Origin of the sequence: Phenylobacterium sp. CCH9-H3 (assembly GCF_001557235.1) — a bacterium.
In the GTDB taxonomy this organism is placed as follows: domain Bacteria; phylum Pseudomonadota; class Alphaproteobacteria; order Caulobacterales; family Caulobacteraceae; genus Phenylobacterium.
In genome coordinates, this window is record NZ_LSJI01000103.1 from 84,938 (window position 1) to 105,262 (window position 20,325).

General features: G+C 70.5%; 20 protein-coding genes. 5 read left to right on the forward strand and 15 right to left on the reverse strand.

All coding sequences use genetic code 11. From position 1 onward, the window contains the following. Positions 1-64: 64 nt before the first annotated feature. From leuB to AX721_RS10340, 15 genes are all read right to left on the reverse strand, one after another. Entirely contained in the window at positions 65-1,177 is a 1,113-nt protein-coding gene (leuB, locus tag AX721_RS10270) for a 3-isopropylmalate dehydrogenase (protein ID WP_068875919.1), read from the reverse strand. Beyond that, positions 1,161-1,907 carry a glucose 1-dehydrogenase gene (locus AX721_RS10275; RefSeq protein WP_068875920.1) on the reverse strand — a complete coding sequence of 249 codons (747 nt, stop codon included), beginning with the start codon at positions 1,905-1,907 and terminating at the stop codon, positions 1,161-1,163. The genes leuB and AX721_RS10275 overlap by 17 nt, the downstream gene beginning before the upstream one ends. Positions 1,908-1,917: 10 nt before the next feature. After that, positions 1,918-3,366, reverse strand: a complete 1,449-nt coding sequence (locus AX721_RS10280) for an aldehyde dehydrogenase family protein (RefSeq protein WP_156467111.1) — start codon at positions 3,364-3,366, stop codon at positions 1,918-1,920. Between the two features lie 215 nt (positions 3,367-3,581). Beyond that, entirely contained in the window at positions 3,582-4,430 is an 849-nt protein-coding gene (locus AX721_RS10285) for a class III extradiol dioxygenase subunit beta (protein ID WP_068875922.1), read from the reverse strand. Beyond that, the gene (gene ligA / locus AX721_RS10290) at positions 4,430-4,816 is read right to left on the reverse strand and encodes a protocatechuate 4,5-dioxygenase subunit alpha (RefSeq protein WP_068875923.1); all 387 of its coding nucleotides are present in this window, start codon (positions 4,814-4,816) and stop codon (positions 4,430-4,432) included. Before ligA ends, AX721_RS10285 begins: the two co-directional genes overlap by 1 nt. After that, the gene (locus AX721_RS10295) at positions 4,813-5,715 is read right to left on the reverse strand and encodes an amidohydrolase family protein (protein ID WP_068875924.1); all 903 of its coding nucleotides are present in this window, start codon (positions 5,713-5,715) and stop codon (positions 4,813-4,815) included. The genes ligA and AX721_RS10295 overlap by 4 nt, the downstream gene beginning before the upstream one ends. Next, the gene (locus AX721_RS10300) at positions 5,712-6,740 is read right to left on the reverse strand and encodes an amidohydrolase family protein (RefSeq protein ID WP_197422527.1); all 1,029 of its coding nucleotides are present in this window, start codon (positions 6,738-6,740) and stop codon (positions 5,712-5,714) included. The genes AX721_RS10295 and AX721_RS10300 overlap by 4 nt, the downstream gene beginning before the upstream one ends. Beyond that, positions 6,737-7,561 carry an NAD(P)-dependent oxidoreductase gene (locus AX721_RS10305; protein WP_068875925.1) on the reverse strand — a complete coding sequence of 275 codons (825 nt, stop codon included), beginning with the start codon at positions 7,559-7,561 and terminating at the stop codon, positions 6,737-6,739. Before AX721_RS10305 ends, AX721_RS10300 begins: the two co-directional genes overlap by 4 nt. After that, the gene (locus tag AX721_RS10310) at positions 7,561-8,655 is read right to left on the reverse strand and encodes a 4-oxalomesaconate tautomerase (protein WP_068875926.1); all 1,095 of its coding nucleotides are present in this window, start codon (positions 8,653-8,655) and stop codon (positions 7,561-7,563) included. Before AX721_RS10310 ends, AX721_RS10305 begins: the two co-directional genes overlap by 1 nt. Further along, entirely contained in the window at positions 8,655-9,338 is a 684-nt protein-coding gene (locus AX721_RS10315; protein WP_068875927.1) for a 4-carboxy-4-hydroxy-2-oxoadipate aldolase/oxaloacetate decarboxylase, read from the reverse strand. Before AX721_RS10315 ends, AX721_RS10310 begins: the two co-directional genes overlap by 1 nt. An 11-nt stretch (positions 9,339-9,349) precedes the next feature. Then, positions 9,350-10,291: a Gfo/Idh/MocA family oxidoreductase gene (locus AX721_RS10320; RefSeq protein WP_068875928.1), complete on the reverse strand. Its 942-nt coding sequence runs from the start codon at positions 10,289-10,291 to the stop codon at positions 9,350-9,352. Positions 10,292-10,297: 6 nt separating this feature from the next. Then, positions 10,298-11,488, reverse strand: coding sequence for a 4-hydroxybenzoate 3-monooxygenase (gene pobA, locus AX721_RS10325; protein ID WP_068875929.1), 1,191 nt, complete (start codon positions 11,486-11,488; stop codon positions 10,298-10,300). After that, positions 11,478-12,686 carry an MFS transporter gene (locus AX721_RS10330; protein ID WP_068875930.1) on the reverse strand — a complete coding sequence of 403 codons (1,209 nt, stop codon included), beginning with the start codon at positions 12,684-12,686 and terminating at the stop codon, positions 11,478-11,480. Before AX721_RS10330 ends, pobA begins: the two co-directional genes overlap by 11 nt. A 43-nt stretch (positions 12,687-12,729) precedes the next feature. Continuing rightward, the gene (locus AX721_RS10335; RefSeq protein ID WP_068875931.1) at positions 12,730-13,554 is read right to left on the reverse strand and encodes a p-hydroxycinnamoyl CoA hydratase/lyase; all 825 of its coding nucleotides are present in this window, start codon (positions 13,552-13,554) and stop codon (positions 12,730-12,732) included. A 22-nt stretch (positions 13,555-13,576) separates the two neighbouring features. Further along, positions 13,577-15,049, reverse strand: coding sequence for an aldehyde dehydrogenase (locus AX721_RS10340; protein WP_369807898.1), 1,473 nt, complete (start codon positions 15,047-15,049; stop codon positions 13,577-13,579). A 162-nt stretch (positions 15,050-15,211) separates the two neighbouring features. Between AX721_RS10340 and AX721_RS10345 the strand changes: the two genes are divergently transcribed. From AX721_RS10345 to AX721_RS10365, 5 genes are all read left to right on the forward strand, one after another. Beyond that, the gene (locus tag AX721_RS10345; protein ID WP_068875933.1) at positions 15,212-15,700 is read left to right on the forward strand and encodes a MarR family winged helix-turn-helix transcriptional regulator; all 489 of its coding nucleotides are present in this window, start codon (positions 15,212-15,214) and stop codon (positions 15,698-15,700) included. A 96-nt stretch (positions 15,701-15,796) separates the two neighbouring features. Then, the gene (locus tag AX721_RS10350) at positions 15,797-17,368 is read left to right on the forward strand and encodes an AMP-binding protein (RefSeq protein ID WP_231733426.1); all 1,572 of its coding nucleotides are present in this window, start codon (positions 15,797-15,799) and stop codon (positions 17,366-17,368) included. A 74-nt stretch (positions 17,369-17,442) separates the two neighbouring features. Next, the gene (locus AX721_RS10355; protein ID WP_068875934.1) at positions 17,443-18,492 is read left to right on the forward strand and encodes an aromatic ring-hydroxylating dioxygenase subunit alpha; all 1,050 of its coding nucleotides are present in this window, start codon (positions 17,443-17,445) and stop codon (positions 18,490-18,492) included. 5 nt (positions 18,493-18,497) lie between these two features. Continuing rightward, complete coding sequence (locus AX721_RS10360; protein WP_068875935.1) at positions 18,498-19,223, forward strand: GntR family transcriptional regulator; 726 nt, start codon at positions 18,498-18,500, stop codon at positions 19,221-19,223. Positions 19,224-19,234: 11 nt separating this feature from the next. Beyond that, the gene (locus AX721_RS10365) at positions 19,235-20,239 is read left to right on the forward strand and encodes a PDR/VanB family oxidoreductase (protein ID WP_068875936.1); all 1,005 of its coding nucleotides are present in this window, start codon (positions 19,235-19,237) and stop codon (positions 20,237-20,239) included. Positions 20,240-20,325: the final 86 nt, after the last annotated feature.

Genomic DNA, 20,325 nt, shown 5'->3' on the forward strand with positions numbered 1-20,325 from the left:
TCCGGCGACCGCGTCCCAACCGGGTTAAGTGCTCAATCCCTTGAGCACCGGCATCGTACGGGCGTCAGGCGATCTCCAGCTGCCGCAGGACCGCGTCGGTCATCGCCGTGGTGGAGACCGCCGTTGCGTCGGGCGCCGCGATGTCCGCGGTGCGCGCGCCGGCGGCCAGCGCCCGGCGCACCGCCGCGTCGAGCCGGTCTGCCGCCTGCGGGGCGTCCATCGAATGGCGCAGGCACATGCCGAAGGAGAGGATGGTCGCCAGCGGGTTGGCGATCCCGCGCCCGGCGATGTCCGGCGCCGAGCCATGCACCGGCTCGTAGAGCGCCTTGCGCCGACCCTGGCTGTCCGCCGCGCCCAGGGAGGCCGACGGCAGGAGGCCCAGCGATCCGGTGAGCATGGCCGCGGCGTCCGAAAGGATGTCGCCGAACAGATTGTCCGTCACGACGACGTCGAACTGCTTGGGCCGCCGCATGAGCTGCATCGCGCAGTTGTCGGCGTACATGTGGCTGAGTTCGACGTCAGGATAGTCGGCGGCCACACGGGTGGCCATGGCGCGCCAGAAGGCGCCCGTCTGCATGACGTTGGCCTTGTCCACCGAACAGACCCGGCGCCCGCGGCCGCGGGCGATGTCGAAGGCGGCGCGCACCACCCGCTCGACCTCGATGGACGTGTAGGCCTGGGTGTCGTAGGCGCGGCTGACCCCGGCCCCCAGGTCCTCGACGCCCCGCGGCTCGCCGAAATAGACCCCTGCCGTCAGCTCGCGGATGATCAATATGTCGAGCCCCTCGACGAACTCGGGGCGCAGGCTGGAGGCCGCCACAAGCTCCGGATAGCAGAGCGCGGGCCGCAGGTTGGCGAACAGGTCCATGTCCTTGCGCAGGCGCAGCAGGCCCGCTTCCGGACGCAGGGCGATCGGCTGGCGGTCCCAGGCCTCGCCGCCCACCGCGCCGAACAGCACCGCATCCGCGGCCAGGGCCAGGGCCACCGTCTCTTCGGTGATGGGGACGCCGTGGGCGTCGATCGCCGCGCCGCCGACCAGGGCCTCTGAAACCACGACCTTGCGGCCCAGCTCGCGCTCGAACCAGCGCACGATGCGCAGGGTCTCGGCGACCACCTCCGGGCCGATGCCGTCGCCCGGCAGGACCAGCAGGCGGAACGGCTCAGATGCAGCGCCCACCGTCCACCTCCATGGCGACGCCGGTGATCATCGAGGCGTCGTCGGAACAGAGGAACGCGGCGGCGGCGCCCATGTCTGCGGGCGTGGAGAACCGGCCGAGCGGAATGGAGGCCAGGAACTTGGCCCGCATCTCCGGGGTGTCTTCGCCCATGAAGGTCGCCAGCAGCGGCGTGTCGCCCGCGACCGGATTGATCGCGTTCACCCGCACCTGGAACGGCGCCAGCTCGACCGCCATGGCCCGAGTGGCCGTGATCATCCAGCCTTTGGAGGCGTTGTACCAGGTCAGGTTCGGCCGCGGGCTGACCCCGCCCGTCGACGCGACATTGAGGATGGCGCCGCGGCGGGCCGCCTTCATGGCCGGGACCAGATGCCTGGCCGTGAGATAGACGGATTTCACGTTGACCGCCCAGATGCGGTCGAAGTCCGCCTCCGACAGGTCGTCGAGCGGTTGCGGCGTGTGGCCGACGCCGGCGTTGTTGACCAGGACGTCCACCCTGCCCAGGGCCTCCTGGACCTGACCCGCCATCACCGTCACCGCCGAGTCGTCGGAAACGTCCGCCCGCACCGCGATGACGCCGTCACCCAGTTCCGAGGCCAGCGCCTGCGCCGCGGCCAGGTTGAGGTCCACGATGGCGACCCGGGCGCCTTCGGCCACGAACCGGCGCACGATGCCCTCGCCGAAACCCGACGCCCCGCCGGTCACGATCGCCGTCCTGCCCGAAAGCCGCATGCCGCCCCTCTCATCCATGCTGCGCCGCCACGGTCTTCAGCACGGTGAAGCCGTACAGCGCCTCGAAACCCTTCTCCCGCCCGTGACCCGAGCGGCCGACCCCGCCGAAGGGCAATTCGACGCCGCCGGCCGCGCCATAGTTGTTCAGGAAGACCTGCCCGGCGCGCAGCCTGCGGGCCATTCGGAACAAGCGGTCGGCGTCCCGGGTCCAGACGCCGGCCACCAGGCCAAAGGGCGTGCCGTTGGCGATCCGCACGGCGTCCTCTTCGCTGTCGAAGGGGATCACCACCTGCACCGGCCCGAAGATCTCCTCCTGGGCCAGCCGATGGTCGGGCGCGACATCGCCGAACACCATGGCCGGCAGGTAGTGGCCGCCGCGGGGCGCATCGGCGACGACCTGACCTTCGCCGATCAGGGTGAGTTCCCGCCGGGCGACTTCGACGAAGCCCTCGATCATGGCCTTCTGCCGGGCGCTGATGATCGGGCCCAGGTCCAGATCAGCCCGCGCCGGCCCGGACCGCAGCACCGCGAACCGTTCCCTGAGACGGGTCGCGACCTGATCGTAGACGCCGCGCTGGACCAGGATCCGTGAGCCCGCCGAGCAGGTCTGGCCAGCATTCTGGATGCCCGCGTTGACCAGGGAGGGCAGCGCCCGCTCCAGGTCGGCGTCATCGAAGACGATCTGGGGCGACTTGCCGCCAAGCTCCAGAGTGACCGGCACGGCGTTGCGCGCAGCCGCCGCCTGGATCGCCGCACCGACGGCGCTGGAACCGGTGAAGGAGATATGGTCGACGCCCGGGTGTCCCGCGAGGTGCGCGCCGGCCGCCGCGCCCGTCCCCGGGACCACGTTCAAGGCGCCCGCCGGAAGCCCCGCCTCGGTGGCGATGCGCGCGAAGGCCAGCGCGGTCAGCGATGCCTGCTCCGCCGGCTTGAGCACCGCGGCGTTGCCCACGGCCAGGGCCGCCACGACCGAGCGCCCGATGATCTGCATCGGATAGTTCCAGGGGATGATGTGCCCCGTCACGCCGTGGGGCTCGCGCAAGGTGAAGACCGTGTAGCCCGGCAGGTAGGGGATGCTCTCGCCGTGCAGTTTGTCCGCCGCCGCGCCGTAGTACTCGAGGTAGCGGGCGAGGGCCACGACGTCGGCGCGCGCCTGCTTCAGCGGTTTGCCGACGTCCAGCGCCTCCAGCTCGGCCAGCCGGTCGGCCTGGGCCAGCACGGCCCGGCCGATCTGCGTCAGCACCCGGCCACGCTCGGCCGCCGACAAAGCGCCCCATTCCGACGACAGGGCGCTCCGGGCCGCGCTCACCGCTGCGTCGACATCGTCGGCTCCGCCGGCCGCCAGGCGGCCGACGATCTCTCCGGTGGACGGGTCCTCGACCGGCAGGGTCTCACCGCCTGATGCGCCCCGCCAGCGGCCCCCGATGAAGAGGCCCTCATGCGCGAAATCCAGATCCACTCGACGCACTCCCGGCCCCGACCGCCGTCTGATTGGGTCGCCGCCGCCGCGGGTTCAAGCGGAAACTCCAGGGCCGACGAGGGCGGGACCGAGAAATCGCGCCGATTGCCGACGCTCGGTCAGCCTTGCCACGAGAACACGGCAGGCTGATCCCGCGCCAGGCTTCGCGCTGGATGACGAGGCAGGGGAGGTGACCGTGTCGCGGCGCCCCGCGATCAGGAGCGGCCGGAGTCTTCCAGGATGAGGTGGCCCACGGCCGTGTTCGACGCGGGCACGTGATAGAATCGGTGCGCCTCGCGCACGCTCGCCGAGAGCGCGCCGCGCATGACCAGCCACATGACGAGCTCGATGCCCTCGGACCCGGCTTCGCGCACGTAGTCGAGATGGGGGACGGCGGCCTGCGCGGCAGGGTCTGCGATCAGGCGGTCGAGAAAGGCGGTGTCGAACGCGCGGTTGATCAGGCCGGCGCGTGGGCCCTGGAGCTGGTGGCTCATGCCGCCGGTGCCCCAGATCTGGACATTCAGGTCCTCGGGGAAGCTCTCCACGGCGCGGCGGATCGCCTGGCCGAGGCGGAAGCAGCGGTTTCCGGTGGGCGGCGGGTACTGCACCACGTTCACCGCCAGCGGGATCACCCTGCAGGGCCAGGCGTCGGGCTGGCCGAACATCAGCGAGAGCGGCACGGTCAGGCCATGGTCGACGTCCATCTTGTTGACGATGGTCATGTCGAACTCGTCGAGGATCAGCGCCTCGGCCAGATGCCAGGCCAGCTCGGGATGACCCTTCACGACCGGCACCGGCCGTGGGCCCCAACCCTCGTCGGCGGGCGCGAACGCGTCCGCGCATCCGATGGCGAACGTCGGGATCAGCTCCAGCGAGAACGCCGAGGCGTGGTCGTTGTAGACCAGGATGACGACGTCCGGCTTCTGTTCGGCGATCCAGCGCTTGGAGGGCTCATAGCCCGCGAACACCGGCTGCCAGTAGGGATCGCCCGCCTTGCCGTTGTCGAGGGCGGCGCCGATGGCCGGCACGTGGCTGGTCGCGACGCCGGCGGTGATCCTGGCCACTAGAGCTGTTCCTTTTTCGAGCGGACGCCTTCGACGCTGCGCCCGCCTTTGAGCATCATCTCGGCGTATTCCGGCTGGGTGACGCCGCTCATGATCGCGGCGATCTGCTGGAACGACAGGCCGTCGGTCGCCGCGATCTTCGAGGTGAAGTAGATGTTGCCGCCCAGCGCGAGCATGCCGTTCCAGTCCCGGGCGAGCACCGCCTGCTTCTGCGCCTCGGTCATCGGCCAGGCGTCGAGATAGGCCCGCTCGTCGGCTTTGAAGGCCGCCCGGTTCTCGGCTTTCATCAGCGACATGCAGAACTGGTTGAGGTGGAAGCCCTTGCGGGACTGCTCGGCGTCGAACAGCACCGTGCCCGGGATGTCGTGGTACGGCTTCTCGGTCATCCGCCGACCTCCTCGGGCCAGTAGAGGCGCATGGGGTTGTCCACGAGCAGCTTGCGCTGGAGTTCGGCGGTGACCGCAATCTTCGGGATGAAGTCGACCAGCTGCCCCTCGTCGGGCGTGTGGGTCTTCATGTTCGGGTGCGGCCAGTCCGTGCCCCAGAGGACGCGGTCGGGGAAGGCTTCGACCACGCGCCGGCCGAAAGGGATCACGTCGGAATAGAAGGGCGGCCCTTCCTTCGACAGCCGCTCGGGGCAGGTGACCTTGCACGAGATGTCGTCGCGCGCGGCCATGAAGGCGATGAAGCGGTCGAACAGCGGGCTCTCGGCGCCCTGGCCCACGTCGGGCGTGCCCATGTGGTCGACCACCAGCGGCGCGGGGAGCCTTAGGAGGAAGTCGGCCAGCTCGGCCAGTTCGGCGGCCTCGAAGTAGATGACGATGTGCCAGCCCAGCGGGGCGATCTTCGCTGCGATCTCCGTCAGTTCGTCGGGGTCCAGCCGGTCGACCAGCCGCTTGACGAAGTTGAACCGCACGCCGCGGACCCCGCCGGCGTGCAGGTGTCGGAGTTCGTCGGCGGTCACGTCCCGCTTCACGGTCGCCACGCCGCGCGCGCGGCCGTTGGAGTGGGCGATGGCGTCCAGCATGGCCCGGTTGTCGGCCCCGTGGCAGGTGGCCTGGACGATGACGTTGCGGGAAAAGCCCAGATGGTCGCGCAATGCCCACAGCTGGTCCTTACCGCCGTCGCAGGGCGTGTATTTGCGGCTGGGCGCATAGGGGAACAGGTCGCCCGGCCCGAATACGTGGCAGTGGGCGTCCACGGCGCCCGGCGGGACCTGGAACGCGGGCTTGGCGGGGCAGGGGTGCCAGACGCGCCAGCCCGCATCCATCACGAACGCGCTCATCGGCCCTGGCTCTTCAGGATGGCGTCGAGGCGCGGATAGACCCGCCGGGCGTTGGCTTCGAACACCTTGTGCTTGTCGGCCGCGCTGATGGGCAGGGCGTCGATGTAGCGCTTGGTGTCGTCGAAGTACTGGCCGGTCTCGGGATCGATCCCGCGGACGGCGCCGACCATCTCCGAGCCGAACAGGATGTTGTCGACGTCGATGACGCGGAACAGCAGGTCGATGCCGGGCTGGTGGTAGACGCAGGTGTCGAAGAAGACGTTCTTCATCACGTGCTCGCGCAGCGGCGGCCGCTTCAGCATGTCGGCGAGGCCCCGGTAGCGGCCCCAGTGGTAGGGCACCGCCCCGCCGCCGTGCGGAATGATGAAGCGGAGCGTCGGGAAATCCTTGAAGAGGTCGCCCTCCAGGAACTGCATGAAGGCGGTGGTGTCGGCGTTGATGTAGTGCGCGCCGGTGGCGTGGAAGTTGTGGTTGCACGAGCCCGAGACGTGGATCATCGCCGGCACGTCCAGCTCGACCATCTTCTCGAAGAACGGATACCAGGACCGCGCCGTCAGCGGGTCGCTGGTCCAGTGCCCGCCGGAGGGGTCGGGGTTGAGGTTACAGCCCACGAAGCCCAGCTCGGTGACGCAGCGCTCAAGCTCGGCGATCGAGTTCTCGATGCTGACGCCCGGCGACTGGGGCAGCTGGCAGACCCCCGCGAAGGTGTCGGGGAAGAGGTCGACCACGCGCTTGATCAGGTCGTTGCATCGCCGCGTCCAGGCCTGGCTGACCGCCTCGTCGCCAACGTGGTGGGCCATGGTGGAGGCGCGCGGGCTGAAGATCGTGAAGTCGCCGCCGCGCGCCTTGATCAGCCGCAGCTGGTTCTTCTCGATGGTCTCGCGGATCTCGTCATCGGAGATGTCGGGATAGGCGGGGTCGATGTCGCTCCTCGCCTTGAAGGCCGCCTTCTGGGCGTCGCGCCAGGCGTCGTGCGGCGCGGGCGCGGTCGTGTAGTGGCCGTGGCAGTCGATGATCAGGGTCATCTCGGCTTCTCGTTGATGGCGTCCAGCATGGCGGCGAGATCGGGCGACAGCGCGTCGCTGTGGCCGGCGGCCCAGTCCTGGCGCGCGGCGATGGCCCGGCTCATGAGGCCCGCGACGCCGGCCTCCTCGACCGTGCGGGCCGCCTCACGCATCTCCTCGGCGCGGCGGGTCCCGTGCTCGAGGCTGCGCGAGATCATGTACTGGGCGGTCCTGTTCCAGTCGGGCAGCGGCAGCAGGTCGGACAGTGAGTCCAGCACCACCTGCTCGACGCCGTAGTGGCGGGCCGCGAGCATGGATTCGGTCAACAGGGCCTCGATCCCCTTGATCATCACCGACCGGCACAGCTTGGTCGCTGCGGCCTGGCCGATGGTGTCGGAGTAGGCCGTCGCGCCCGCGAACCCGAGGCGGTGGGCGGCCTTCAGGAAGTCGCGCGCGTGCGGCCCGCCCAGCAGCATCGGCGAGGCGATCCGCTTCGGCCCGATCGGGCTCATGACGGCGGCCTCGACATAGCGGCCGCCGGCCGCTGCGATAGCTTCGGCGGAGGCGATCTTCTGACTGGGCGAACAGGAATTCAGGTCCAGGAAGAAGGCGCCGTTCAGCGGTCCCACGGACTGGGCCGCGGCGAGGTCCTGGTCGGCGGTGACCGCGCTGACGATCAGGTCGGCGTCGCGCACCGCGTCCGGCGCGTTCTCGGCCCTTCGAACGCCCGATGGAACCTCGACGCTGAAGGCTATGTCCCAGGCGGCAAGCTCTGCCTTGCCTGCGAGGTCCTCGGCCAGGGTCTGGCCGACCTCGCCGAACCCGATCAGGGCGACGCGCATCACGCGCCACCCCAGACGCCGGCCGGCACATGGACTTCGCCGCGCATGAGGCGGCGGCAGGTGCGCAGCAGGGCCGAGCGGCGGACCTTCACCGCGCCGTCCTCCAGTGCCACGTCCATGGCGACGGTGAAGAACCCCGTGGGGTGTTCGACCTCCAGCTCGGAAACCGCCTCGACGTCGGCGATCCCGGCCACCTCGGCGGCGACGGAGCCCGGCGTCACGCAGGCGGTGGCGACGCTCACCGCGCCGAACACGCCGATGGCCTCGTGCACCCGGTGCGGGATGAAATTGCGTGTACAGACGGCGCCGCCATGCTGGGCCGGCGCGACCAGGCACATCTTCGGCACGGTCTTTTTCGCCACGTCGCCCAGGTTCATCCGCGGCCCGATCTGCAGCCGGATCGCTTCGACGCGGGCCTTCAGCTCGTCGTCGGCCTCGAGCTCTTCCGGGGTTTCGTAGCCGGTCTTCCCGAAGTCGGCGGCGCGCATCACGACGACCGGCATGCCGTTGTCGATGGCGGTAAGCTCGATCCCGCCCACGACGTCGCGGGCGTTTCCCGTGGGCAGCAGGGCGCCGCAGGTCGAGCCCGCCACGTCCAGAAAATCGATGGGCACGGGCGCCGCCGCGCCCGGCACGCCGTCGATCCGCGCCTCGCCGTCGTAGCGCACGCGCCCGCCGGGTGTCTGGATCGTCGCGACCGCCAGGCTCCGGGTGTTGAGCATGTTGATGCGCACGCGGGTCTCGCCGTCCTGCGCGGCGATGAGGCCCTCCTCGATGGCGAACGGCCCGACGCCGGCCAGCAGGTTGCCGCAGTTCTGGCCGGCGTCGATGCGCGGCTCGTCCACCACGGCTTGCAGGAACAGGTAATCCACGTCGGCGTCGGGATGCGTAGCCGGCCCCACGACGGCGATCTTGCTGGTCAGCGGGTGCGCGCCGCCCATCCCGTCGATCTGACGCGCGTCGGGCGAGCCCATGGCGGCCAGCAGCACGGCGTCACGGGTGGCGACGTCAGTCGGGAGGTCCCTGGCCTGGAAATACAGGCCCTTGGACGTGCCGCCGCGCATCACCGTGCAGGGGATCGCCGTCTGGACCATCAGGGCGCCTCGTCCACCCACTTCAGGCCCTTTTCGGCCAGGCGCTCCCGCATCTTGTAGAGGTCCAGCCCCAGGACGCCGGCCTCGAGCTGGGCGCGCTTGTCGATCTCGTTCGCCTCGCGCTGACGGGCCTTCTCGGCGACGGCTTGGGCCTCCTCCCGCCGCACCACGCAGACCCCGTCGTCGTCGGCCACGATCACGTCGCCGGGGTTCACCAGCGCGCCGGCGCAGACGAGAGGCAGGTTCACGTTGCCCAGCGTCTCCTTGACCGTGCCCTGGGCGTAGACGGTCTTCGACCAGACCGGGAAGTCCATCTGCGTCAGCACGGCCACGTCGCGCACGCCGGCGTCGATCACCAGGCCCCGCACGCCGCGCGCCTTCAGCGACGTGGCAAGCAGGTCGCCGAAGTAGCCGTCCTCGCAGGGGCTGGTCGGCGCCACCACCAGGACGTCACCAGGTTTGCATTGCTCCACCGCCACGTGGATCATCCAGTTGTCGCCGGGCGCCACCTCGCAGGTGACCGCCGAACCGGCTATGCCGCAGGGCCGGTAGATCGGCCGCATGTACGAGGCCAGCAGGCCCTTGCGGCCCTGGGCTTCGTGCACGGTCGCGACACCGTAGCCGGCCAGGGCGTCGATCGCGGCAGTGTCGGCGCGGCGGATGTTGCGGACGACCAGGCTCATGCGGGCGGCTCCTAGAGCAGGCTCTTCTCGATGACGTCGAGGGTCCGGTAGGCCGGCAGCACCTGGGTCACCGAGCCGTTGGGTTCGCGGCCTTCGCGGATGGCGGCGAGGAACTCCCGGTCCTGCAGCTCGATGCCGTTCATGGACACATCGACGTTGGAGACATCGATCGGCTGCTCCTTGCCGTCCACCAGGTCGTCATAGCGGGCGACGTAGGTGCCGTTGTCGCAGATGTAGCGGAAGAACGTCCCCAGCGGCCCGTCGTTGTTGAACGAGAGGCTGAGCGTGCAGACGGCGCCCGACGGGACCTTCATCTGGATCGACATGTCCATGGCGATGCCCAGCTCCGGATGCAGGGGCCCCTGCACTCCGCGGGCGACGCTGATCTCCTCGCCGGTCTGATAGGCGAACAGGTCCACGGTGTGGGCCGCGTGGTGCCACAGCAGGTGGTCGGTCCAGCTCCGCGGCTGGCCCAGCGCGTTCAGGTTCTTGCGCCGGAAGAAATAGGTCTGCACGTCCAGCTGCTGGAGCTTCAGTTCGCCGGCGGCGATGCGCTTGTGGATCCACTGGTGGGACGGGTTGAAGCGCCGGGTGTGGCCGGCCATGGCGACGAGCCCCGTGCGCCTGGCGGTCTCGGCCAGCCGCTCGGCGTCGGCGAGATTGTCGGCCATCGGGATCTCGACCATCACATGCTTGCCGGCCTCCAGGCATTGGATCGCCTGGGCGGCGTGGATCGGGGTGGGCGTGGCCAGGATCGCCGCCTCGACACCTGGCTGCGCCAGCGCTTCGGCGAGGTCCAGCGTCCAATAGGGGATACCGAACCGCTCGGCCGTCGCCTGCGTGGCTTCGGCGACACCGCCGGCGAGGCCCACCACCTCCGCGTCGGAAATACTGGCCAGGGCCTCCAGGTGCTTGGCGCCGAACGCGCCTTCGCCGGCCACGATCACTTTCATTCGCAATTACTCCAGGGGCAGGCCGACATAGTTCTCGGCCAGGACGGTCTGGGCGGCGCGGGAGCCGCGGATGTAGTCCAGCTCGGCGGTCTGCATGCGCCGGTCGAAGCCGTTCGTGCCGGGAAACCGGTGCGTCAGGCCCGTGAACCACCACGAGAACCGCTCAGCCTTCCAGACGCGCGCCAGCGCTCGATCGGAGTAGCGGTCGAGCTCGGCGTCGGACCCCGTGCGGTAGAACGCGACCAGGGCCTCGCTCAGGACGGCGACGTCCGCCGCGGCCAGGTTCAGGCCCTTGGCGCCGGTGGGGGGCACGATATGGGCCGCGTCGCCGGCCAGGAACAGGCGGCCGTAGCGCATGGGTTCGGCCACGAAACTGCGGAGCGGCGCGATGCTCTTCTCGAACGAGGGGCCGCGGACCACTTGGGCGCCGGCTTCAGGCCCCAGGCGGGCGCAGAGCTCGTCCCAGAACCGCTCGTCCGGCCAGTCGGCGACGTCCTCGTCCAGGCCGCACTGGATGTAGTAGCGGCTGCGCGTCGGCGAGCGCATGGACGCGAGCGCGAACCCCCGCGCGTGGTTGGAATAGATCAGCTCGTGCTGGCACGGCGGCACGTCGGCCAGGACCCCCAGCCAGCCGAACGGATACACCCGCTCGAAGCTGCTCAACCGGTCGGACGGGATGCTCGCCCGGCTGATCCCGTGGAACCCGTCGCAGCCGGCGATCGCGTCGCAATCCAGTCGGTGCTCGGCCCCGTCCCTGCGCCACGTCACGTACGGCCGAGGCGAGGTGATATCGTGCAGCGCAACGTCCTCGGCGTCGAAGACGATCTCCAGCCCGCGAGGGCCGGCGGCGTCGAACAGGTCGCGCATCACCTCCTGTTGGCCGTAGACCACGACGGTCGAGCCGCCGGTAAGCTCGGCCATGTCGATGCGGAAGACCTGGCCGTCGCACGCGAGCTGCGTGCCCGCATGGACGAGGCCCTCCGCGCGGAGCCGTCTGTCCAGGCCCAGGCGGGCCATAAGGTCGACGGTGATCTGTTCCAGCACGCCGGCGCGGACGCGGCCCTCGACGTAAGGGCGGTCGCGGCGTTCGATCACCACGCAGTCGACGTCGGCCTGCCGCAGAAGGTGCGCGAGCAGCATGCCGGCGGGGCCGGCGCCGATGATGGCGACCTTGGTGCGTCGGGCGCTATGCGTCATGGACCTTCGCCCTGAGGGTCATGACGGTGGCGGCCAGTCCGGCGACGATGACGACGGGGGCCATGGCCGCCGCGACGCCCCCTGCCGTGAAGCCGAGGCCAAGCAGTTGGCCGGCGACCAGGGGCCCCGCGATCGATCCGAGGCGCCCCACGGCGACGGACGCCCCCGTCGCCAGCCCGCGCGAGGCGGCGGGGTAGTACATGGGCGTGACCCCATAGAGCGAGTATTGGGCGCCCAGCAGGCAGAAACCGGCGGCGGCGGCGCACGCGAGGATGGGGCCCAGCGCCTGCGAGAGCGCCAGGCCGACCATGGCGGCCAGAAGGCCCAGGTAGGCGAGGGGCACCGGAAGCCCCGCGCCCATGCGGTCGACCACGCGTCCGAGCATCAGGGCGCCGGCGATGCTGGCGAGGTTGAAGGCCATGGCTGCCTGGGCGCCCGCCGTCGCTGGCAGGCCCCGGGCCGTGACCAGGCTGGGCAGCCAATTGAGCAGGAGATAGAGCACGAGCAAGGTCAGGCCGTACGTAGCCCACACGAGCAGTGTGACCAGGGCCCGCCCCCGGCCGAACAACGTCGCCAGCCCGCCTTCCTGCCGCTCGGTCGCGGCCTGCCCCGCGGCGCGTGTCTCGGGCATCATGAGCAACAGCGCCGGCACGAGAAGCAGCGGCAGGACCCCGCCTAGGAGGAAGATGCTGCGCCAGTCGAGATGCTCAAACGCGATGCTCGCGAACAGCGCCGCCGAGGCGCCTCCCGCCGGCATGCCGCAGAAGATGGTGGTGGCCGTGCGGGTCCTGCGTTCGGGCTCGCTGACTTCCAGGGCGATGGCCACCAGCACCGGCATGGCGACGCCCAGGCCCAGGCCGGTCGCCAGGCGCGCCGCCAGCAGCGTCGGGTAGTCCGCCGCGATCATGGTGGCCAGGGTCGCCAGTCCGAACAGCGCCACGGCGGCGGCCAACAGCACCTTGCGGCCCATCCGGTCGGCGAGCCAGCCGCCGACCAGGGCGCCGACCACCAGTCCGGCCATGCCGCCGCCGAAGGCGATCCCGGCTTGGCCGGGCGTCAGGCCCAGGGCCGGGATCAACTTGGGCGCTGCGACGCCGATCGCCTGGATGTCATAGCCCTCCAGCAGCGCCACGGCGAAGCACAGCGGCACCGCGGCCCGACTTCGGCGGAGCGCCCTGGGGACGGGAACGGCGGTCATGGTTTCCTCCTCGCCCTGCCTCTCGTGGGCCGGTGGCGTGGGATCAGCGGCGGTAGGCGGCGAGGCCTGGCTTGTAGCTCTTCTCGTCGATGAACTGACGGATACCCTCCTTGCGACCTTCGCTCTTGTCGAGGTGGTTGGCCGCTTCCTGGCGGACGACCAGATAGTCCTCGGCGTCGTCGTAGGTCATATCGACCACGCGCTTGAACGCGTCCTTGGCCGCCTTCAGGGTCACCGGGTTCTTGGCCAGCAGCACGTCGGCGAGCGCCCGGACGCGACCGCGCAGATCCGCCAGTGGGACGGACTCGTTGACAAGGCCGAGCTCCGCCGCCTTCTGGCCGCCCAGCAGCTCGCCGGTGAGGATGTAGTACATGGCCTGGCGCTGGTTCATCAGCTGCTCGACCACCTTGGTCGCGCCGCCGCCGGGAAGAATGCCCCAGTTGATTTCGGACAGGCCGAACTGCGCCTCGTCGGCCGCAATCGCCAGGTCGCAGGCGAATAGCGGGGCGAACGCGCCGCCGAAGCACCAGCCATTGACCATGGCGATGGTCGGCTTCTCGAACCAGCGCAGGCGCCGCCACCAGCCGTAGCTGTCGCGTTGCGCCCGCCGGGTGGCCATGTGGCCCTTGGCCTCGGTCTCGCGGAAGTACTCCTTGAGGTCCATGCCCGCGGAGAAGGACGTCCCTTCGCCGGTCAGCACCAGCACACCGCAGCGGTCGTCGTCTTCCAGATCGTCGAGGACGTCGTGCATCACCCGGTTGAGGGTGGGGTTCATGCAGTTGCGCTTCTCGGGCCGGTTGAGCGTCACCCAGGCGACGCCGTTTTCGAACTCGACCTTGACGACGCCCTCGTAGGGTTCGGTGGACATGGCTGTTCCGTTTCTTGCGATATCAGATGGGGAAGTGACCGGGCTGGGTCTCGACGGTGATCCAGCGCAGGTCGGTGAATTCGGCGATGCCCGCCTTGCCGCCGAAGCGGCCCCAGCCGCTGGCCTTCACGCCGCCGAACGGCATCTGGGCCTCGTCGTGCACAGTGGGTCCGTTAACGTGGCAGATGCCGGACTGGATCTGCCGGGCGACCCGGAGGCCGCGGGCGATGTCGCGCGTGAAGACGGCGGCCGACAGGCCATAGTCGGTGTCGTTGGCGACGGCGACCGCCTCCGCCTCGTCCTTCACGCGGACGATGCTGACGGTGGGCCCGAAGGATTCCTCGGCGTAGATGGCCATGCCGGGCGTGACGCGGTCGAGCACCGTCGCCGACATCAGCACGCCGTCGGCCTCGCCGCCGGCGACGATCTGCGCGCCCTTGGCGACGGCGTCGTCCACCAGGGCCTGCACCCGCGTGGCGGCGGCCTTGTCGACCACGGCGCCCAACGGCGTCTTGGCTTCCAGCGGGTCGCCGGCGACGAGGGTGCGGGCCTTCGCCGCGAACATCTCGACGAAGGCGTCGGCCACGGCGTCGACCACGACGATCCGCTCGGTCGACATGCAGATCTGGCCCTGGTTCATGAAGGCGCCGAAGGCGGCGGCTTTCACCGCCTCTGCCAGGTCGGCGTCCTCCAGCACGATCAGCGGGGCCTTTCCGCCCAGCTCCAGCAGGACCGGCTTCATGTGCTCGGCGCCGAGACGGGCGATGATCTTCCCGACCTTGGTGGAGCCCGTGAAGTTGACCCGCCTCACGGCCGGGTGCGCGATCAGGGCCTCGACCACGGCCGGCGCGTCGGCTGGGGCGTTGGTGATGACGTTGAGCACGCCCGGCGGCAGGCCCGCGTCGCGAAACGCCTCGCCGATCAGGCGGTGGGTCCGAGGGCAGATTTCCGAGGCCTTCAACACCACGGTGTTGCCGCAGGCGAGCGGCGTGGCGACGGCGCGGACCCCGAGGATCACGGGCGCGTTCCAGGGCGCGACGCCCACGACCACGCCCACGGGCTGCCGGATGGCCATGGCCATGCAGCCCGGCTTGTCCGAGGGGATAACCTCTCCCGCGATCTGGGTGGTCATGGCCGCGGCCTCGCGGATCATTCCCGCGGCCAACATCACGTTGAAGCGGGCCCAACCCTCGGTGGCGCCGATCTCCTCGCGCATGGCCGACACGAAGGCGTCCGCCAGGGCCTCGAGCCGGTCGGCGGCGCGGGACAGGAGTGCGCGGCGCGCGCTCGGGCCCAGTTCGGACCAGGCAGGGAAAGCCTTGGCGGCGGAGTGGGCGGCGGCGCGGGCGTCGTCAGGCGTCGCCGCCGCCGCGCGGGTGGCTACGGCGCCGGCGATCGGATCGAGGCGGTCGAACGTGGCGCCGTCGGCGGCCGTCACGTCCTGGCCGTCGATCAATAGGGCGAGGCGCGGCTTGGCGGCGATCTGGTCCATCATGCTCCTCCGGGACGGCCGCCGGCGAGATCGTTGGGCGCTCGCGGCTGACGAATAGGTATATGACATAACAATAATTGAGTGTCATCATCTAAAAGCGTCGGGACGGCGCAGGCGCCGCGTGGCGCGCGTGGGTTGGCAAAGAACGAGAGAAGCCAAAGGGAAATGAGCAAGTCGCGTCTTCAGGCCGCCGCCGCCCGCGAGGCGGCTGATCCCCAGTCACCCGGCGTCGCGCTGGGCGGACTCGACGCGCAAGTGGGCTTCATGCTGCGTCTGGCGCAGGTGGCCGTGTTCAAGGATCTGATCGAGGCCCTGCGGCCATTCGGCCTGCGCCCCACCGACTTTTCGGTGCTGCTGGTCATCGAGGCCACCCCCGGTCTGAAGCAGCAGGCGGTGGGCGAGGCGCTCAGCATTCAGCGGCCGAACCTGGTGACGATCATCGACCAACTGGAAGGTCGCGGCCTGGTGAAACGGGGCGCGGCTCCGGGCGACCGGCGGTCGTACGCCCTGGCTCTGACGCCGGAAGGCGAGAAGCTGCTGGCGGGCGCCAAGGCGGCGCACGGCGCGCACACCGAGCGGGTGACCGCCGCTCTGGGCGACATGGACAAGCACATGGTGCTGGAGGCCTTGACCCGCATCGCCAGGATGGCTTGACGTATATTACATAATAGTTATGCAATATACGAAGAGCGCGCGCTGAAGCGACGCGCCACGGAAACGCCATAGGGAGGCGGCGGCGCGCCGCGCCACATGATGGACGAAGCCCGAGCGGCGCACGTCGACGGACCGGCCAGGCTCGCGCGCCATGTTCGCGAGGCGCCCGGCAAACTGGCGTGTGTCGACCTGGGCTCGGACCGGCGCCTGACCTATGCGGAGCTGGACGCCTGGGTCGATCGTTGCGCGGCCTGGCTGGAGGCCGAGCTCGGCGAGCCAGCCGGCGAGCGCGTCGCGACCCTTGCGCGGAACAGCGTCGACGTCCTCGCCCTGCAGTTCGCCTGCGCCCGCATCGGCGCGATCTTTCAGCCCCTGAACTGGCGTCTGCCCGGGCCGGAGCTGGCGGTGCTGGTGGACGACGCCGGCCCGAGGTTGCTGGTCTACGATCCCGAGTTCGCGGCGGCGCTGCCCGCGCTGGCCCGGTTCGCGGCCCTGGAGAGGGTGGCCTTCGACGACGGCGCGAGCGGGTTCCGCGCCCGCGCCGCGGCGGCGCCCGCGCGCCCGGTCCGGGCCGCGCCCGCGCCCGACGAGGCGCCGGCGACCCTGCTCTACACCTCCGGCACCACGGGACGGCCGAAGGGCGCGATGATCTCCGAGCGGAATGCGCGCGCCTGCGCTGAAAGCTTCTCGAGCGTCGGGCGCGTCGGACCGGACGCGGTCTTCCTCTGCGACGCGCCAATGTTCCATACGGTAGGCCTCTACGCCGTCTGCCGCACGACGCTGCACATGGGCGCCACGCTCCTGATCTCGCCGCGGTTCGAGCCGGGTGTAACGCTGCGCCGCCTATCGGACCCGGAGCTCGGGATCACCCACTATTTCTGCGTGCCCCAGATGGCGCAGATGATCCGGCAGGAGCCCGACTTCTCGCCCGTGGGCCTGCGGCGGCTGACCGCTCTCTGCACCGGCGGGGCGCCGATTCCGGCGGCGGTGATCCACCGCTGGGTCGACGACGGGGTGATGCTCATCGACGGCTACGGCATGACCGAGTGCGGCACCGTGCTCGGGATGCCGGTGGGCGACCTTGCCGTGGTCCGCGCGAAGGCCGGTTCGGCCGGCCGACCGGCGCCCGGTGTCGCTGTGCGCCTGGTGTCGCCCGACGGGCGCGATGTGGCCGACGGCGAGGTCGGGGAGTTGTGGCTCAAGGGCGAAAACATAACGGCCGGCTACTGGGCGCGGCCCGAGGCGACGTCCGAGACCTTCTGCGACGGCTGGCTGCGGACGGGCGACGCCGCGCGGCGGGATCCCGACGGCTTCTACTATCTGGTGGACCGCTGGAAGGACATGTTCATCTCGGGCGGCGAGAACGTCTATCCGGCCGAGGTAGAGGCCGCGATCCTCGAGATGGACGACGTCTCCGAGGTCGCCGTCGTCGGCGCCCCTGACGCCCGCTGGGGCGAGACGGGCGTGGCCTATGTCGTCCCCGCGCCGGGTGCGGTCGTCACGGCCGAGGCCGTGCTCGCCCACTGCCGCGCCCGTCTCGCCGGCTTCAAGCGCCCGCGCGCGGTGGACATCGCCGCGGCCCTGCCGCGCACCGGCTCGGGCAAGGTGCGGAAGGATCTCCTCCGCGCCCGCGCGGCGTCCGAGCACGCGCCCTCCGCGCCAGCCTGAACCCCGGGGCCCCACACCTTGACAGACGACGCGCGCCCGCAAGGATTGTATACATTGGCGACAGGAGACGCCCGATGACCGCCCGGCCGACTTTTCCCCTCAACGCCTGGTACGCCGCCGCCTGGGACGCGGAAGTGAAGCGCGAGCTGCTACCGCGCACGATCTGCAACAAGAAGATCGTCCTGTATCGCAAGGGGAACGGCGAGGCCGCCTGCCTTGAAGACGCCTGCTGGCATCGGCTGCTCCCGCTGTCGATGGGCAAGCTGCGGGGCGACGACGTTCAGTGCGGCTATCACGGTCTTGTATTCAATGCTCACGGCCGCTGCGTGCGGATGCCCTCGCAGGAGACGATCAACCCGTCGGCCTGCGTGCGCAGTTTCCCGATCGTGGAGAAGCACCGCTTCGTCTGGATCTGGCCGGGCGATCCGGCGCTGGCCGACCCGGCCCTCGTGCCCGACCTGCACTGGAACCACGACCCGGCCTGGGCGGGCGACGGCAAGGTGATCCACGCCGAGTGCGACTATCGCCTGATCGTCGACAACCTGATGGACCTGACCCACGAGACCTACATCCACAGCACGTCGATCGGGAATGAAGCCGTGGCCGAGGCGCCGTTCGACGTCACGTGCGGCGACAAAACCGCCATGGTCACCCGCTGGATGATCGACATCGACCCGCCGCCGTTCTGGCGCCAGCAGCTGGGCAAGCCCGGCAACGTCGACCGCTGGCAGATCATCCGCTTCGAGGCCCCCTGCACGGTCGCCATCGACGTGGGCGTGGCGCCGGCCGGGACGGGGGCGCCTGAAGGCGACCGCAGCCAGGGCGTCAGCATGGTGGTGATCAACACCATCACGCCGGCCACCGAGAAGACCTGCCATTACTTCTGGGCCAACGTCCGCGACTACCGGCTGGGCGAGCAGATGGTGACCACCCAGATCCGAGAGGCGATCACCAAGGTGTTCGCCGAGGACGAGGCGATCGTGGAGGCCCAGCAGCGGGCGATCGACGACCACCCGGACCACGTCTTCTACAATCTCAACATCGACGCCGGCGCCATGTGGGCCCGCCGTCTGATCGACCGCATGATCGACGCCGAGCAGCCGGCTGCGATGGCGGCGGAGTAGGGGCGATGTCCCGGACCCTTTCGGCGCTGCTCAAATTGCGCGACCTGATCCTCAGCGGCGAACTGGCGCCCGGCCAGCGGCTGCAGGAACTGGCGGTGGTGGATCGCCTGAACGTCTCGCGCACGCCGGTGCGCGCGGCGCTGGCGCGGCTGCAGGAGGAAGGGCTGGTCGAGGCCGTCCCGTCGGGCGGCTACGCGGTGCGCGCCTTCTCGGAGGAGGAGGTCGACGAGGCCATCGAGCTGCGGGGCGTGCTGGAAGGCCTGGCGGCGCGGCTGGCGGCCGAGAAGGGCGCGGCCCCCGAGCGTCTCGCACCGCTCAAGGCCTGCCTGGCCGAGATCGACGCCGTGCTGGGCGCGACACGGCTCAGCGAGGCCGACTTCGAGCGCTACGTCGAGCTGAACGAGCGCTTCCATGCCAGGCTCACGGCGCTGGCCGACAGCCCGATGGTGGCCCAGCAGATCGCCCGGGCCTATGCGCTGCCGTTCGCCTCGCCCAGCGGCTTCGTGATGGCCCAGGCGGCCCAGCCGCAGGCGCGTCACATCCTGGCGGTCGCCCAGGACCAGCACCGCTGCGTGCTCGAGGCCGTCGAGAGGCGGGAGGGCGCCCGCGCCGAGGCGATCATGCGCGAGCACGCTCGCCTCGCCCGCCGCAACCTGGAACTGGCGATGCGCGACCAGGCCGCCCTGCGCCAGGTGCGCGGCGCGGCCCTCATCGCTCCCCGCCGCGCCTGAAGGACTTCACGATGCGCTACGTCGACCACTGGGACACCGTCGTCGTCACCGCCGTCCGCGACCTGACCCCACAGGTGCGCGAGATCACGCTGGAGACGCCCTGGACCGCGGCGCACGCGCCCGGCGCGCATATCGACGTGGAGGTGCCGATCGACGGCCGGCCCGACACCCGGTCGTATTCGCTGGTGGGTGAGGGCGCCGGCGCCCCGCGCCGGATCGCCGTGAAGGCCGAGCCCAGCTCGCGCGGCGGGTCGCGCTACATGTGGTCGCTGCAGCCGGGCGCCCGGCTGAAGGTGACGCCGCCTTCGAACAGCTTCGAACTGTCCTTGGAGCCTGCGCCGTATCTGCTCGTCGCGGGCGGGATCGGCGTGACGCCTATCGTCGGCATGGCCGGCGTCCTGGCCCGCCGAGGCGCGGACGTGGCCATGCTGTACGCCGGCCGAAGCCGGGGCGAGATGGCCTACCTCGGCGAGTTGGCCTCGGCGCTGGGCGACCGGCTGAAGGTGTTCGCCGACGACGAGGCGGGCGGCCCGCCGGACCTGGCGGCGGCGTTCGCGGCGCTGGCGGCGGATGCGCAGGCCTATGTCTGCGGGCCCGCCCCGATGCTGGACGCCGCCCGCGCGGCCTGGGCCGCGGCCGGCCGGCCGGCCGCGCGCCTGCGGTTCGAAACCTTCGGCTCCAGCGGCGCCCACCCGAACGCCGCCTTCACGGTGCGCGCGCCGGGGCTGGGCGTCGAGGTCGAGGTGCCTCCGACGCGCTCGATGCTGGACGCGCTGCTCGACGCCGGCGTCGAAGTGCTGGCCGACTGCCGCCGCGGCGAGTGCGGCCTCTGCGCGGTGGACGTGGTGGCGGCGGACGGCGTCATCGACCACCGCGACGTGTTCCTCAGCGAGGGCCAGCGCCAAGAGGGGCGGAAGATCTGCGCCTGCGTCTCGCGGGTGGCCGGCGGTGTGATCACCATCGAGGCGCCCTGGCGCGGCGATGTGTCCATCACCCCTAGCAAGGTGTTCGGCTGACAGCTTCGCTGTTGTCGGTTATGCTTCATAACAATTCTGGAGGATGCGCGCCGGTCAGAAGCGACTCCAGGTCGCCGGCCGGTGGG